This is a genomic window from Trichococcus sp. TS_SC_9, assembly GCF_056156325.1.
Genome location: NZ_CM149591.1, coordinates 173,163 through 189,147, shown reverse-complemented (window position 1 = coordinate 189,147; position 15,985 = coordinate 173,163). Strand labels below are relative to the sequence as shown.

Annotated in this window: 13 protein-coding genes and 1 pseudogene; 12 read left to right on the top strand and 2 right to left on the bottom strand. The window is 49.3% G+C overall.

Going from position 1 to position 15,985, the window contains the following annotated elements:
- Positions 1–28: 28 nt before the first annotated feature.
- The 12 genes and pseudogenes from AC0J5I_RS00745 to AC0J5I_RS00690 all read left to right on the top strand — a co-directional run bounded on the left by AC0J5I_RS00745 (position 29) and on the right by AC0J5I_RS00690 (position 14,454).
- Positions 29–814 carry a MurR/RpiR family transcriptional regulator gene (locus tag AC0J5I_RS00745; RefSeq protein WP_475302136.1) on the top strand — a complete coding sequence of 262 codons (786 nt, stop codon included), beginning with the start codon at positions 29–31 and terminating at the stop codon, positions 812–814.
- 152 nt (positions 815–966) lie between these two features.
- Entirely contained in the window at positions 967–2,556 is a 1,590-nt protein-coding gene (locus tag AC0J5I_RS00740) for a PTS transporter subunit EIIC (RefSeq protein WP_475302132.1), read from the top strand.
- Between the two features lie 31 nt (positions 2,557–2,587).
- Positions 2,588–3,913 carry a 6-phospho-alpha-glucosidase gene (locus AC0J5I_RS00735; protein ID WP_475302128.1) on the top strand — a complete coding sequence of 442 codons (1,326 nt, stop codon included), beginning with the start codon at positions 2,588–2,590 and terminating at the stop codon, positions 3,911–3,913.
- A gap of 488 nt (positions 3,914–4,401) precedes the next feature.
- Positions 4,402–5,598 (top strand): quaternary amine ABC transporter ATP-binding protein, encoded by a 1,197-nt coding sequence (locus AC0J5I_RS00730; protein WP_107995793.1) that lies wholly within the window; start codon positions 4,402–4,404, stop codon positions 5,596–5,598.
- Positions 5,591–7,402, top strand: a pseudogene (locus tag AC0J5I_RS00725) (ABC transporter permease/substrate binding protein). Before AC0J5I_RS00730 ends, AC0J5I_RS00725 begins: the two are co-directional and overlap by 8 nt.
- A 729-nt stretch (positions 7,403–8,131) precedes the next feature.
- Complete coding sequence (locus AC0J5I_RS00720) at positions 8,132–9,496, top strand: aminotransferase class III-fold pyridoxal phosphate-dependent enzyme (protein WP_475302121.1); 1,365 nt, start codon at positions 8,132–8,134, stop codon at positions 9,494–9,496.
- A gap of 63 nt (positions 9,497–9,559) precedes the next feature.
- Entirely contained in the window at positions 9,560–9,889 is a 330-nt protein-coding gene (locus AC0J5I_RS00715) for a P-II family nitrogen regulator (RefSeq protein ID WP_107995748.1), read from the top strand.
- Between the two features lie 13 nt (positions 9,890–9,902).
- Complete coding sequence (locus tag AC0J5I_RS00710; protein WP_107995749.1) at positions 9,903–10,220, top strand: P-II family nitrogen regulator; 318 nt, start codon at positions 9,903–9,905, stop codon at positions 10,218–10,220.
- A 38-nt stretch (positions 10,221–10,258) separates the two neighbouring features.
- Complete coding sequence (locus AC0J5I_RS00705; protein ID WP_475302114.1) at positions 10,259–11,107, top strand: ABC transporter permease; 849 nt, start codon at positions 10,259–10,261, stop codon at positions 11,105–11,107.
- A gap of 12 nt (positions 11,108–11,119) precedes the next feature.
- Positions 11,120–12,178 carry a taurine ABC transporter substrate-binding protein gene (locus AC0J5I_RS00700; protein WP_475302109.1) on the top strand — a complete coding sequence of 353 codons (1,059 nt, stop codon included), beginning with the start codon at positions 11,120–11,122 and terminating at the stop codon, positions 12,176–12,178.
- Positions 12,179–12,190: 12 nt separating this feature from the next.
- Complete coding sequence (locus AC0J5I_RS00695; RefSeq protein WP_475302105.1) at positions 12,191–13,003, top strand: ABC transporter ATP-binding protein; 813 nt, start codon at positions 12,191–12,193, stop codon at positions 13,001–13,003.
- A 302-nt stretch (positions 13,004–13,305) separates the two neighbouring features.
- Positions 13,306–14,454: an iron-containing alcohol dehydrogenase family protein gene (locus tag AC0J5I_RS00690; protein WP_475302102.1), complete on the top strand. Its 1,149-nt coding sequence runs from the start codon at positions 13,306–13,308 to the stop codon at positions 14,452–14,454.
- A gap of 337 nt (positions 14,455–14,791) precedes the next feature.
- Here AC0J5I_RS00690 and AC0J5I_RS00685 read toward each other — a convergent pair whose 3' ends face one another.
- Both AC0J5I_RS00685 and AC0J5I_RS00680 read right to left on the bottom strand, forming a co-directional pair.
- The gene (locus tag AC0J5I_RS00685) at positions 14,792–15,748 is read right to left on the bottom strand and encodes an AEC family transporter (protein ID WP_475302098.1); all 957 of its coding nucleotides are present in this window, start codon (positions 15,746–15,748) and stop codon (positions 14,792–14,794) included.
- Positions 15,745–15,927, bottom strand: coding sequence for a hypothetical protein (locus AC0J5I_RS00680; RefSeq protein WP_475302094.1), 183 nt, complete (start codon positions 15,925–15,927; stop codon positions 15,745–15,747). Before AC0J5I_RS00680 ends, AC0J5I_RS00685 begins: the two co-directional genes overlap by 4 nt.
- Positions 15,928–15,985 lie beyond the last annotated feature (58 nt).

The following is a 15,985-nucleotide window of genomic DNA, read 5'->3' as shown; positions in this document are numbered from 1 at the left end:
GACAAAAACTTTAGGAGTGGATCCGTGCGTGGTAGATATTGCCAAGTTATTTCAAGGTAAGGAATTGAGCGAATCAGATCAGCAACTGTTGACCTACATCATCAGCAACATGGATACCGTTTTGCAAATGGGTGTCCGCCAAATTGCCAAAGAAAATTACACCTCACCGGCAAGTGTCATCCGCTTGTCCAAAAAGCTAGGATATAAAGGCTTCATTGATTTGTATTATCACTTGTTGCCGCTTGTTAATGTCGAAACAGTGCCTGCAGGAACCTCGGAAGATGAATTTTTCCAACTGGATCATGCGCTCGTGCTACAACATAATTCAATAGAGGATATGGACGAGTTCATCGGAAAAGTATTGAGTTTGGACGGGAAATTCATTTTCATCTATGCTGCCGGTTTTTCGGCGATTGCAGCAGAATATCTCTACAAAAAACTGTTGCTGTTGGGGAAACAAGTCATCCTTGCCACCACATTGGATTCCGTCGGGGTGTTGGAGAATAATCTGAAGAACATCGGGGCTTTCGTAGCCATTTCCAAATCGGGAGAAACGCAAAGTGTCATCGAAAAAGTGCTGAAAGCGAAGAATGCGGGCATTTTTACAGTAGCCTTCACGAAGGAAACACCCAATCGCCTCGGTGAATGCAGCGATCTGAATTTTAAGGTTACCGATCAACACAAGCTCGATGACAGGAATCTATTGCCCAATACTTTCTTTCCCTTTACGTTGCTGCTTGTGGAGTATCTATTGAGCCGTTACCTGAAAGAAATCAATGAAGTTGATGAACAGACAGAAGAAGGCAAAGCTTAAAAAGCATGGCAACAGAAGCAAACAGAATAGTCAGTGAAACGTGTTTCGTCTTTGCGGAACACGTTTTTTAACGTCATGAAAGCCTTTTATTTCCGGACGATTCTCGCTACACTATAAACATCTTAAAGAAATCATATATTGGAGGGAAACAAATGAAAGAGAGAGTCATGGATACGATGCAGAAATTTTCCAAAGCGATGTTTATTCCCGTTTTAATTTTACCGATAGCGGGTATCTTGATCGCGATCGGAAATCTATTTACCAATGCACGTCTGTTGGAAGTTTTACCCTTTTTAGACAATCCGGTCACAACCGGATTCGGAACGATCCTATCCGGATCACTCGTTTCGATTTTAGTGAACTTAGGCGTCGTCTTCTGCGTCGGCTTGGCTGTTGGGTTAGCCAACAAGAAAAAATCAGAAGCAGGATTTATCGCGCTGCTCGGTTATCTTGTCTTCATTAATGCTATGAATCGTTTCATGGGTCTGCAAGGTATCCTTGTCGAAGGCGATCTGCAGGGGACTGGACAGACGATGGTCTTAGGTGTCCAAGTGTTGGATATGGGTGTTTTTCTGGGCATCTTCCTAGGAGTGGTTACCGCGATTGTTCATAATCGCTATGCCAACAAAGAATTCAACAATGCTTTCCAAATTTATGGCGGTACGCGGTTTGTCTTCATCGTGTTGATTCCTATCCTTGTGTCCTTGGGCATCCTGTTCACTTACATCTGGCCGTTCTTCCAAGGAGGCATCAGCAGTTTAGGAACCTTGATCAATCAAAGCGGTAACTTCGGTATCTTCCTATATGGTTCATTGGAACGTTTGCTTATCCCGACCGGACTGCATCACTTAGTGTACACACCGTTCTTATACACGGAACTGGGCGGCGTCGTCGAGGTGGGAGGCGAAATTTTTGAAGGGGCACGGAACATCTACTTTGCTGAAATTGCAAATCCGGATGGCGGATTATTAGCGCCTAGTGTCATCTGGGATGCACGCGGTATTTCTAAAATGTTCGGACTGATTGGTGCTTGCCTAGCGATGTACCATACAGCCAAGCCGGAAAATAAAGCGAAAGCGCGTGCCATTCTGATTCCTGCAGCAGCGACTTCTTTGATTGCTGGTGTAACAGAGCCAATCGAATTTTCCTTTATGTTTGTTGCTCCCTTATTATTTGTTGTACATGCTGGTTTAAGTGGTTTGAGCATGGTCTTGCTGAATGTTCTGAACGTGCGGGCAATAGGGCCAAACGGATTAATAGACTTTTTGTTATACAATGTGCCGCTGGGAACAGAACGAACAGCGTGGCCAATGTATATTGTCGTCGGTTTATTCTTCTTTGTAGTGTATTACTTCCTGTTCCGCTTCTTGATCACGATGTTTAATTACAAAACGATCGGTAGAGAAGAGTTGGGCTTAGAAACACGTTTGTATTCGAAAAAAGATTATCAATCGAAGAGCGCTAAAGCAGGAGCACCCGCAAATGAGTTGGGAATGGCGCATACTATCGTTGCTGCTCTCGGTGGCGAAGCGAATATCGAGACGGTCACGAACTGCTACTCGCGCTTACGGCTTACTTTAACCGATCCTGAAAAAGTGAACGAAGGGATCTTGAAGAATGAGACCGGGGCCAGTGGCATCATCAAGAAAGGCCAAAATGTTCAAGTCGTATATGGTTTGCAGGTGAACAGTATTCGTAGAGCCGTTGATACAGTATTAAATAGAGAAATTGTAGAAGAATAAATTGAATTCAAAAAGTGAGGATGAATTGTTTATGAAAAAATTTTCTGTAGTCATTGCTGGCGGTGGCAGTACGTTTACGCCAGGAATCGTGATGATGATGCTGGATAATATAGATCGTTTCCCGATGCGCGAATTGGTATTGTACGACAACGATGGAGAACGTCAAGCCGTACTGGGTGAGGCCCTGGAAATCTTATTGAAAGAACAGGCGCCCGATTTGAAGTTCTCCTATACAACAGATCCAAAAGAAGCGTTCACGGATAAAGACTTCTGCATGGCACATATCCGGGTCGGCAAATACGAAATGCGCGAAAAGGACGAAAAGATTCCGTTGCGTCATGGCGTAATCGGCCAGGAAACTTGCGGACCAGGCGGTATTGCTTATGGCATGCGCAGCATCTCGGGGATGCTGGAAATCATCGACCACATGGAAACCTATTCGCCTGATTGCTGGATGCTGAATTATTCAAATCCAGCTGCGATTGTAGCCGAAGCCTGCCGCGTCCTGCGCTCGAATTCGAAAGTGCTGAACATCTGTGATATGCCTGTGGGAACGTTGCGCCGAATGTCCCAAATCATCGGAAAAGATCCGCAAGACTTGGAAGTCCGTTACTTTGGACTGAACCACTTTGGCTGGTGGACAAGCGTGAAAGACAAGGAAGGCTACGAGTATCTTGAACAGATCCGCGACTATGTGGCAGAGAACGGGTACTTGACCCAAGTTGAAGTCGACACGCAACACATGGATCAGAGCTGGCAGGAAACGCACAAAAAAGCAAAAGATTTATTAGCAGTCAATCCGCGTTATTTACCGAATACCTATTTGAAATATTATTTGTACCCGGATTATGAGGTGGCGCATTCCGATCACAACTATACGCGTGCCAATGAAGTAATAAATGGTCGGGAAAAAGAAGTCTTCACTGCTGCACGCACTATCATCGAAAAAGGAACAGCCGTAGATGGTGCATTCCATATCGACAGCCATGCCTCCTTCATCGTGGACTTGGCCCGAGCGATTGCGTTCAATACGCACGAAAGAATGCTGATGATTGTGGAAAACAATGGCGCCATCGCCAATTTCCCTGATGATGCGATGGTGGAAGTGCCCTGCATCGTGGGGAATGACGGTCCGGAACCACTGGCCCAAGGGAAAATCCCTGCATTTGAACAGGCCTTGATGTTCCAACAAGTGACGGTCGAGAAATTAGTGGTGGAAGCCTATGTCGAACAGAGCTATCAAAAATTATGGCAAGCCTTGACGTTATCGAAAACGATCCCGAGCGCAAAAGTTGCTAAGGACATTCTGGATGACTTGATTGAAGCCAACAAAGATTACTGGCCAGAATTGCACTGATCGTAAATGAAGCCCGACTTGCATGCAGTGTGAAAAACGTCACCTGAAAAATAACTGATGGAAAAAGGATTCCTGCTCTTTAAGAGACGGGTATCCTTTTTGCGTGTGCAAAATAAAAGCTATCAGCGCGAGATTGTATTTATGTTGAAAGTGTGAAATAGCAACATACAGATTCTTCAAACAACTGTTTTAAAAAAAAATTGGATTCCTCACGGTTACCTTTAGAAAGCATGTGTAACCGCATCCTTTTTCACGGGAATTTCACAAATAATTCATTTTTGATTTGCATATCCGCGCCATAGCTGGATAATAGTGGTTATACCTTTGTGATGTAACGAAATTATCTTCAATTTATATTTTCGGAATAAATGAAAATGTAACACTATATTTGTACATTACGGAGACGCACAATCGGATTCGGGATTTCATTCCCATTACGAAACAGAATCCACACATACAGCATCGAAAATTTGAGAGGAGAAATGAACTTGCCGAAAATAAAAATAGAGAACGTAACGAAAATATTTGGTAAAAAAGCAGATAAGGCTCTGGAGCTGCTTGAACAGAACAAGAGCAAGCAGGACATCCTGCGCGCCACTGGGGCGACGGTCGGAGTCAACAACGTCAGTCTTTCCATAGAAGAAGGTGAAATTTTCGTCATCATGGGGCTTTCCGGAAGCGGAAAGTCGACACTTGTGAGGATGTTCAATCGTCTGATCGAACCGACGAAGGGGAACATCCTGATTGACGGAGAGAATTTGTCGATCATGGACAAGAAGGAATTGCGCCAAGTCCGCAGGGAAAAAATGAGTATGGTTTTCCAGAACTTCGGCTTATTCCCGCACCGCACCATATTGGAGAATACTGAGTACGGTCTGGAAGTGCAAGGCGTCGCAAAAGCCGAGCGCAAGGAAAGAGCGCAACAGGCATTGGAAAATTCCGGTCTGGGCGACTACAGCCATCAGTATCCTAACCAATTATCAGGCGGGATGCAGCAGCGGGTCGGTTTGGCCCGTGCCTTGGCGAATGACCCGGAAATTCTGTTGATGGATGAGGCCTTCTCGGCTTTGGATCCGCTGATCCGCCGTGAGATGCAGGATGAATTGTTGGATCTGCAAGCAAACGTCAGCAAGACCATCATCTTCATCACCCATGACCTGAATGAAGCTTTGCGCATCGGAGACCGAATTGCGCTGCTGAAAGACGGAGAATTGGTCCAAATCGGTACGCCGGAAGAAATTTTGACCAATCCGGCAACGCGCTATGTCGAAAAATTCGTGGAGGACGTCGACCGTTCGAAAGTGCTGACTGCCGAACACATCATGAAGCGTCCAATCGTCATGAATATCGAAAAACATGGTCCGCTCTTCGCATTGGAATTATTGCGCCAAGAAGGGATTTCTACGATCCTTGTGGTGGACAATCGCCGCAGACTGAAAGGGTACATCACTGCCGAGGACGCTACGAAAGCGTTGAAAGCCAACACTACTAGAGTGGATGGTATCCTCAGAGAAGATATCCCGACCGTCTCCAAAGATACTACCTTGAGCGATATTTTCCCGATCATTCATGATTCAAGCTCGCCGGTCGCTGTCATCGAAAACGACAGATTGGTGGGTGTCCTTGTCCGAGGAGCTGTCATAGCTGCTTTGGCGGGAGAAAGTGAGGTGTCCGTAAATGGATAATCTATTGAATTTCATACCTGAATTGCCGGTTGCCGATTTTGCTGAATATATCACAGACAAGACCGCCGATACATTTAGTTTTCTGTTCGATCCAATCAAAGAGTCTTCGCAGACATTGATCGATTTGATGACCTCAACGCTGACTGCCATCCCGGCAGTCATTCTGATCGCATTAGTGGCGCTGTTGGCGTTCTTTGCCTCGGGTAAAAAATTCGGGTTGGCCATCTTTTCTGTCGTCGGACTCTGGTTCGTTCATAACCAAGGACTATGGGAAGACTTGATGTTCACCTTAACGTTGGTCCTGTTTTCGAGCTTGTTGTCCGTCTTGATCGGCGTGCCTTTCGGTATCCTGATGGCGAAAAACAAAATCGCGAACAACATTATCAATCCGGTCTTGGATTTCATGCAGACGATGCCAGCTTTCGTTTATCTGATCCCGGCCGTAGCGTTCTTTGGAATCGGCATGGTTCCTGGGGTGCTTGCGTCACTTATTTTCGCAATCCCGCCGACCGTGCGCTTCACGAATCTGGGGATCAGACAAGTTTCCACCGAATTGGTTGAAGCAGCCGAATCATTCGGCAGCACCGGCGCGCAAAGGTTATTCAAAGTCGAATTGCCGCTGGCGAAATCCACAATCATGGCCGGCATCAACCAAACCGTTATGCTGTCCTTGTCGATGGTCGTCATCGCTTCGATGATTGGTGCACCCGGATTGGGCAGGAATGTCCTTTCCGCTTTGCAACGCGCCAAAATCGGTTCCGGTTTCGTGTCCGGGTTGGCCTTGGTTGTGCTTGCCATCATCATCGACCGCTTGACCCAGAAATTCAGTAAAAAAAGTTCAACATAAAGACTAAATCGTTCCTAATTGCCAAACAAAAAGGAGAGAAACATACCCATGAAAAAATTAACAAAACATAACTGGAAACACCTCGGACTTACCGCCGGATTGGGCTTAGGAGTCACTCTGATCGCCGCCGGATGCGGTGCGACAGAAGATAAAGTATCCATGGAAGACACAGTCGGCAAAGGCCAGGAAATCGAACTGGCTTACGTCGAATGGGATGACGCAGTGGCGACAAACTATGTCGTTGCCCAAGTGTTGGAAGACCTTGGTTACGATGTGACGTTGACTCCTTTGGACAACGCGATCATGTGGGAAGCTGTATCCACAGGCGAAGCGGATGCTATGCTGAGCGCTTGGCTGCCAGGAACGCACGGTGCGCAATTGGAAGAATACGGCGATAAGATGGTCGACTTAGGCGGAAACCTTGAAGGCGCGAAAATCGGTCTGGCCGTTCCAACCTATATGGATGTCGACTCTGTCGAAGATTTGACCGATCAAGCCGGCAAATCCATCACCGGAATCGAGCCAGGTGCAGGTATCGTGGCAGCTGCTGAGCGTGCCATCACGGATTACTCGAATCTGAGTGATTGGGCAATCGAAACGTCCTCATCCGGCGCAATGACCGTCACACTCGAACAAGCAATCGAAAATAAAGAAGACATCGTCATAACAGCCTGGAACCCGCATTGGATGTTCTCGTCCTATGACCTGAAATACCTGGATGATCCCAAGGGAACTTTCGGTAGTGAAGAAACGATCCACACGATGGCACGTGAAGGACTCGAAACCGACATGCCTGAAGCTTATCAAGTATTGGATCAATTCCACTGGACCATCGAAGATGTCGAAGCATTGATGCTCCAAATCTATGAAGGCGAATCAGTCGAAGACGCTGCTGCAGCCTTCGTTGAAGCCAATCCGGATCTAGTCGCAGAATGGACTGCCGGCATAGCCAAATAACAGAATGTTGAACACTAGTAGGAGCTGCTGCCTCATTCCGAGGCAGCAGCTCCTGCTTTTTTGGTAAAAGCAGCCTGGGTTGTTTGGCTGTCCGATTAATGGGTGTTATCGGACAACCTTTGAACATTTGATCCAAATGTTCAAAGCGCAATGGTGAGACGCGAAAACTGGACAACAACATGGAATTTATACATTTCACGCAAAAAACGAAGACGAACAGCATCCGCATGCTGATTGTCTTCGCTTTTTTGCGTTCTTTTGAACATGTTGTCTTTTATTTATTAGGTAAACTTCCGACAATTCTCCCAAACCCGACCCTATTTACGGCAGATTTCCTCACATGCTTCCACTTCATAACCGCCAAAAAACTCTTTCGCAATCAAAACATGTCAGTAAAGCTGACGCGCATTCCTGGAAACTGGCGTCATTTTCCAAAAGGAAACATAAATATATCGATAGCCTATCCACCTCATTCCACCCATATCAGGCCTGAAAACCCCAACAATTATCCGGAAGAATAAGTCAGTTTCTTTTCAGAAAAACCTTACATAACTGACAAACAACAAGAAATAAGCCTCGTTGTAAGCGGAATAATTTCCGGATGAAAGCAGAAATGTCACAAATGCTATCATCAAATTAGAGCTTTCAGTTTACCGAAAGTAAAAATCACACTATTATGGGGACATATTAAAAAACGATTAAAAAAGAATTTCATCGGGAGGGAACAGCATGACAGTGAACGCAACATGGAATACAACGGAAGCAACAACTTTAACCGGAGAAGAAGTAATAGCGATGGATCAACAGTACGTGATGCGGGCCTGGTCGAAGCAGGGACAGGCCGCGATGGCAGTCGAAAAGGCGGAAGGCATTTATTTCTGGGACTACGAAGGCAACCGTCAAGTCGATATGTCTTCCTTATTGGTCAACGCGAACATCGGCCATCAGCATCCAAAAGTCGTGAAGGCAATCCAGGATCAAGCAGCAAAGATGTGCTTCATGGCACCGAGTTATGCGACCGATGTGAAGTCTTTGTTGGCGAAGAAACTGGTCGAGCTGGCCGGCGGGGATATGGCGCGGGTGTTCTTCACGAATGCCGGAGCCGACGCGAACGAAAATGCAATCAAGATGGCGCGGATTGCGACGGGCCGCACAAAAGTTTTCAGCGGCTACCACAGCTACCACGGCGCTACACTTGCCGCTTCCAACGCTTCCGGAGATTCCCGCAGGTTCGCGGCGGAAATCGGCGGCGCGAACGGTTTCGTGAAATTCTCCAATCCTTCTCCTTACCGCGACAATCTTCCATTTGAAACCGAAGAGGAACTGACGGCCTTCTATCTGAAGAAACTGAGCGAACAGATCCAATACGAAGGCCCGTACAATGTGGCGGCCATCCTCTTGGAAACGGTCATCGGCGCGAACGGCATCATCGCTTATCCGAAAGGGTATCTGGAAGGGGTGCGCAACCTCTGCAACAGCTATGGCATCGTGATGATCCTCGATGAAGTCATGGCCGGCTTCTACCGGACCGGGACAGCCTTCGCTTTCCAGCAATATGGATTCACACCGGACATGATCACCTTCGCCAAAGGGGTGACATCAGGCTATGTGCCGCTGGGAGGCGTAATCGTTTCCGAGTGGATCAGCGAATACTTCACCGAAAATCAACTCCAATGCGGCTTGACATACAGCGGTCACACCTTGGCTTGCGCGGCCGGCTTGGCGACTTTAGAAGTCTACGAGGAAGAAAACATCGCCGCCAACGTCGAAAAGATCGGCGCACTATTGAAGGACTACCTGGAAGAGATGAAAGCTAAGCACCCTTGCGTCGGCGATGTCCGGACTTACGGCCTCTTCTGCGGGGTGGAGCTGGTGCTCGACAAGGAAACGCGCGAGCCGCTTGTGCCGTTCAACACGCCGAACCGGATCATGCCGGCCATCTACAAGGAACTGAAGGACCGAGGCTTCTCGACTTTCGGCCGCGAAACGACGATCAGTGTCTGCCCACCGCTTACGATCACCGAAGCAGAGTTGGCTGAAGTGATGCCGATCCTGGATGAAGTGCTGACGCTTGTCGATGCGACTTATATGTAAAATGCGCCGGGTCCCGGCCGCACCACATTTCAAAAAATCTACTATATAAAAGGGGTGGAGCGCATGCTAGTGAAAATTGAGGCCATCGTGAGGCCGGAGAAGACCGAACAGATTTTGGCGAAACTCGCTGAAAAAGGGCACACCGCCGTGACACGGATGGACGTGTACGGACGGGGGAAACAGGCCGGCATTCATATCGGCGACGTCTTCTACGACGAACTACCAAAGGAATTGCTGTTCCTGGTGGCCGAAGCAGCCCATGAGAAAGAAATCATAGACGTGATCACCACCCAAGCGCGCACAAGCGATTTGGGGAATTACGGCGACGGCAGAATATTCGTGCACGCAATCGAAAATGCCTATACGATCAGTAGCGGCGCAGAAGGACTGTAAAGGTGGGAATTGTATGAAGGAAGTGACAGCGATCATTCGCCTGAACAAGGTGACGGAAACGAAACAAAAACTGGCTGCAGGCGGCTTTCCGGGTTTCACTTGCCGAAAAGTCTTCGGACGCGGCAAGAATCCGCTGATAGGGAGAGACTTCCGCGAAGCAGTCGGACACAGCGTGCTGATGCCTAAACGGATGTTTACGATCGTGACGGAGGATGAGAATGTGGAAAACGTAATCGGCATCTTGTTGGCGGTCAACAGCACCGGCCAGGCGGGGGACGGCAAGATTTTCGTGCAAACGATCGCCCGCGAATATCAGGTACGCCGCGCATGAAACAGTTTAGGCGAAAAGAGACCAAGGAGGACAATTTTATGAAGAAAGCAGATACGCTCACAAGCGATGCACTGATTCCCGAGCAAAGCACGTCCGCGATCGCGGTAAAGAAAAGACGAAAGAGGATCCAGCCGGAAAAAATGATCACCGTCGGCACCGTCGTAGCGATCATGGTGCTCTGGTATATCGTTACCGCGCTGGGGCTGGTCAGCCCGATGCTGCTGCCGAGCCCATTGGCGGTTTGGACGGCCTTCGTGGAGATCCTATTCAACGGCTATAAAAGCTACTCCTTGCTGCAGCACATCGGCACCAGCTTATGGCGCCTGCTCAGTGCCTTCGGATTGGCGATCATCGTCGCGATTCCGTTGGGATTGCTCAGCGGCTACAACACGAAGATCAAAGCGGCCTTGGATCCGATCATCAACTTCTATCGCCCGCTGCCGCCATTGGCTTACTACACTTTATTGGTCATGGGGCTTGGGATTGGGGATGCTTCGAAAGTCGCCTTGCTGTTCTTGGCAGCCTTCGCGCCGATCTACGTCAGCTGCGTCTCCGCCGTTGCGAAAGTCAACATAGACTTCATCAACAGTGCGAAAACGGTCGGCGCCAGCCAGACCCAAGTGTTCTTCCATGTCATCCTGCCTTCTTGCTTGCCTGATATCCTGACGAGCCTGCGCACCGCACTCAGCGTCGCCTATACGACCCTCGTTTCGGCTGAAATGGTTGCGGCCATGACCGGGATTGGCTGGCTGGTCCTGGATGCCAGCAACTATCTGCGCAGCGACATCGTCTTCGTGGGCATCATCATCATGGGCATCACCGGCATTCTTTTGGATAAAATTATCGTCATCGTACAAAATAAATTTGTCCCTTGGGCAGGAAAATAATCGGAGGCTTTTATGAAAAAAAACCACATGTTCTCTAAACTACTGTTCTTATCTTGCTCCGCGCTTTTGTTCGCGGCTTGCGGGGGCGCCGACAGCGCGACCGACTCTTCCACCGCATCAGCGGATGGCGATTTGCCTGAGAAAGTCATCATCGCGACTTTGGAAATGCCGAACGACGAAGGCATCGCGAAAGCGGAAGGCTATTTTGAGGATGAAATGGGTGTGCCGATCGAAATCGTCCAATTTGAAAGTGGAAAAGCGATCAACCAGGCCATGGTTTCCGGTGCCGTCGACCTCGGCTTGACCGGTTCGGGCTCGGCCGTATTGGGCATCGCATCTGGCATCCCGATCGAAATGATCTGGATCCATGAGACGTTGGGTTCCGTGGAATCATTGGTTGCCAAGAACGAACTGAACGCTACCTCCCTGGAGGATCTGAAAGGCAAGAACATCGGCGTTCCTTTCGCCAGCACGGCCCACTACAGCCTGCTGCGCGCCATCACGGCCAGCGGTTTTGAAGAGACAGATTTCACACTGATCGATCTGCAGCCTTCCGACATCTTTGCGGCCTGGCAACGTGGCGACATCGATGCCGCCTACATCTGGGAGCCTACCCTCAGCGAACTGCTGACTGACGGCACCATCGTCCTTCATAGCGGTGACGTAGCCGAAATGGGCTATATGACAGCCAACGTCGAAATCGTCCACAGCGAATTCGGTGAGGCTTATCCGGAAATCGTTTCGAAATACATCGCTGCCGTCGATAAAGCCGTAACGCTTTACAGAGAAGATCCGGATCAAGCCATCGCGATCATCGCTAAGCAATTGAACATCACGGAAGAGTCCGCGAAGCTGCAAATGGAAGGTCAAAACTGGATTTCCGCAGAGGAACAATTGGATGCAGCCAACTTGGGGACATCCGATGCAGTCGGCGCAATGGCCGCTACAATGTATGATATGGGCCAATTCTACCTGGATCAAGGCAACATTACCGCATCGCCGAGCGAAGAAGATTTTGCTGAAGGAATCAACACAACATACATCCAAGCTTACTTGGATTCGAAAGAGTAGGGGGAACCAATTATGCAGAGGACTTATGAAGGAATCAACGGAAAGACAGTGGTAAAATTGGAGGATGTCGAACTGGTCTATAACAGCGAAATCGGAACAGTGACGGCCTTGGCCCAAGTCAATCTCGACATCCAAGAAGGCGAGTTCATCTGCGTAATGGGACCATCCGGCTGCGGCAAGAGCACGCTTTTGAACATCATCTCGGGATTCATGCAGCCGACGGACGGCCAAGCCTTGATGAACGGCAAGCCGATCGAAGGGCCTGATTGGCAGCGAGGGGTCGTCTTCCAGTCGCCGCCGCTCTATCCGTGGCTGACGATCAAAGAAAACGTCAATTTCGGATTGCGCATGCGCAACATTCCGGAAAAGGAACGTGAGGCGATCACGGAGGAATACCTGGAAATCGTCGGACTTACGGACTTCGCCAACCGCAAGCCTTATGAGCTTTCCGGCGGGATGAAGCAACGCGCTTCCTTGGCCAAAGTATTGGTCAATGAACCAGGCATGATCCTGATGGACGAACCGTTCGGCGCGCTCGACGCCTTAACCCGCGACAAGATGCAGGCGCTGATCCGCCGCATCTGGATGAAGAACCAAAGCACCGTCTTCTTCATCACCCATGACGTGGACGAAGCCCTGTCGCTGGCGACGAAAGTCATCGTCATGTCCAGCCGCCCCGGCCGCATCGTGAAGGTGCTCGACACCGACTTCACCTACGACATGGACGGCGCCAACAGCGAAAGCGCCCGCTATTCCAAGCAATACATGACAATGCGCGAATCGATCCTGAACGTCATCAACCAAAAAGAAGAGCTGGCTGTTTAGGTTGGATGGTATAATGAGAGGTGAGGCCGGGCTTCGGTCCGGCGATGGCAAAAAAGATGAATAACTAAAAAGAATTCATCTTTTTTGACTAATCGCGCCCCAAAAAGATGAATAAAGAGCAAGTATCCGTCTCAGCGGGCCAGCCCGCGGGAAAAACCATGGACAACAGTAATGAATCCCTGGTTTCGATTCTAGGTGGACTATCTGATTTAAGATGAGCATCAAAAATATGGGGCGCCTCGCATGAGGCAGCCCCATAGCTGTCTGAAAGAGCAAAATGAACTATAGAAAGGGTGCATGGAATGGATTGGAATTATCAACAACTAGTGAAAATCATATTCGGAAACGGCAAAATTTCCGCCTTGAAGGAGGTCATCGCGGAGCTTGGAGAAACGGACGGCATCCTGATCTGTTCGCGATCTTTCCGAAAATCCGGTTTGGCCGACAAAGTCATCGTAGAAGCGGAGGGTTTGCTGACCGCCGTCTACAGTGACGTCTCGCCAAATCCTGAGGTGGCTGAAGTCGATGCTTGCGCGGAACTGATGCGTGCGAAGGGCTCCAAATTTGTGGTCGCTTTGGGCGGTGGAAGCGTGATGGACCTAGCCAAGGCAGCCGCGACAATCGCCATGGTGGACGATTCGGTCAGGTTATACCACGGCACCGGCAAAGCTTTGCCGGAAACATTTCTGCCTTTGATCGCCGTACCGACGACTTCCGGAACCGGCAGCGAAGTCACGAGCGTCGCGGTCCTATCTGACCACGAAACCGGGAAAAAAGCGCCGATCTTTTCGCCGAACTTCTTCCCGGCCTACGCCGTCGTCGATCCAGAATTGACTTACAGCTGTCCGCCGACCGTGACCGCCTGCTCCGGAATCGATGTCCTTTGCCAAGCAGTCGAAGGCTACTGGAGCGTGAACCACCAGCCGATTTGCGATGCGCTGGCGATTCATGCTGCCAAATTGGTGTTTGAGTATCTGCCGATTGCCTATGCAAACCCGAACGATATCGTGGCGCGCGAAAAGATGGCAGAAGCCTCGGTTATCGCCGGACTGGCCTTCGCTCTGCCGAAGACGACTTCTTCGCACGCCGTCTCCTATCCGCTGACGAACCTCTACGGAATTCCGCACGGAGAAGCTTGCGGATTGACGATCGATTACTTCGCCCAGGTGAACGCCCAGCTTGAGACGGACGGCCGCGTGACCGCCTTCGCCAAAGCACTCGGCTTCGCCGATGCATCTGAAATGGCCGACGCCATCACAGCGCTGAAAAAACAGATTGGCTTGCGGTCGGATCTGTCGGATCTGGATTTGTCCGATGCGCAGATTGATGAGCTGGTTCAGCTGTCCCACCACCCGAACCTCGATAACAATCCAGTCAAGATTACGGATGATATCCTCTATGATCTGTTCGGGACCTTGACCAAGAAAAATATGTATGTTGAGCAGCCGTAACCGGCTGCTTTTTTTTGGTTATTTTTAAAGGGGGGTGGGTGCGAGAGTTCGGACATACCTAAAGAGAAGAGAAACCAGAAAACCCGCCAAAATGCCGTTGGCGGGCTAAATCGACTGCCGGCGAGGCCGAAAAACCCGCCGAATAAGGTTCGGCGGGCTAAAACAGCATCTCGCAACCTAAAATAACCCGCCAAAGACTGTTTGGCGGGCAAAACCTGCCTCAGAAAACCCAAAACCCTCCGCCGACCACTCGCGGATCTGCGCGTAGCGCGTAAACATTCCATCTATCGGATATCTGTTCATTCAATACTGCTGTTGCCTCGCTATATTCAATTCTTCAGAGCAGCACCGTCATCAGAATAATAAAAGTCACGATGGAGAGGACGACGTTCAGCGAAAGAAAGTTCAGGATGAAGCTTTTGTCGGGGCAATCGCCTTCGATGAAGACTGGAATAATGAAAGTGGGCGGGCAGAGGAACATGGTATAGACGGCCATCTGGAACAGCCGGTCCAAGCCAAGCATTCTGTCGATGACGAAAGTGTTCAGCAGATAGGCGAACAGGAGCATCATACTGATCCTGAGCAATACCGCCGGGAGGGGCACCAAAAGCTGCTTCAGATCGAAGTGGAGCTCATAGCCGATCACCAGAAGAACAAGCGGCAAAGTGATGTCCGCGAGCATTCCCGCAGCAGCCACCAAGGCGGAGGTCACAGGGTTCGTGTGGAAAAACGTCCGTCCGCCAAGCATAGAGACCAGGATTCCCAAGAACATGGTTATCAGGAAAGGGGATTTGACTATATGTTTGACCTGATCTGTCAGGCTCATCCTTTTTCTGCCCGTTTGGTTGCAGCCGACTTTATCCAAAAATGTCGCGAGCACGATGAAGATGAATAACAGATTGCCGATATCGAGGATGGCCAATCTGTACAGGTGCTCGGCGCCAAATGTGGAGATGAAGAGCGGATAGCCAATGATGCCGGTGACGAAGCTGGAATAGACGGACGGGAAGAACGCATTGGGCGATTTCCACATTTTTTTGAACAAAAAACCCATCGAAAAAGCCAACAGGCAAGCGATAAAAACCGCAACTGATCCCCATAGATAGTCCGCTTGCAGATCGGCATCCAACAAAATCAGAAACAAAAGGCAAGGCAAAGCCAGATTCATGAGCAGCTTCTTCATGCCTTTGACGACATCGGCGCTGATGAAGGCGGTCTTCTCCAGAACAACCCCTGTCGTTATCAGAGCGATGACCGGAAAGGCCTTCAAGGCAATGGTTATGATATCGTTCATGAAAAATATCCCCCTTCGTTAACTGGAAATGCACTTTTAAAAGATACCTGATGCGATAGTCCGTAAAACGGCGAAGGGATGGCTGTAACAGTATAATCGCTGCGGACTTCCGCAAGACCATTTGTTTCTTCACTTGTATTGTGCGCCCAATAGAGCGGGTTATGCAAATGATAAGACATGATTCGGCCACCCGCATTCGCCACCTTTTTGAATGTCGAGGGCTTTTCATAGTGACCA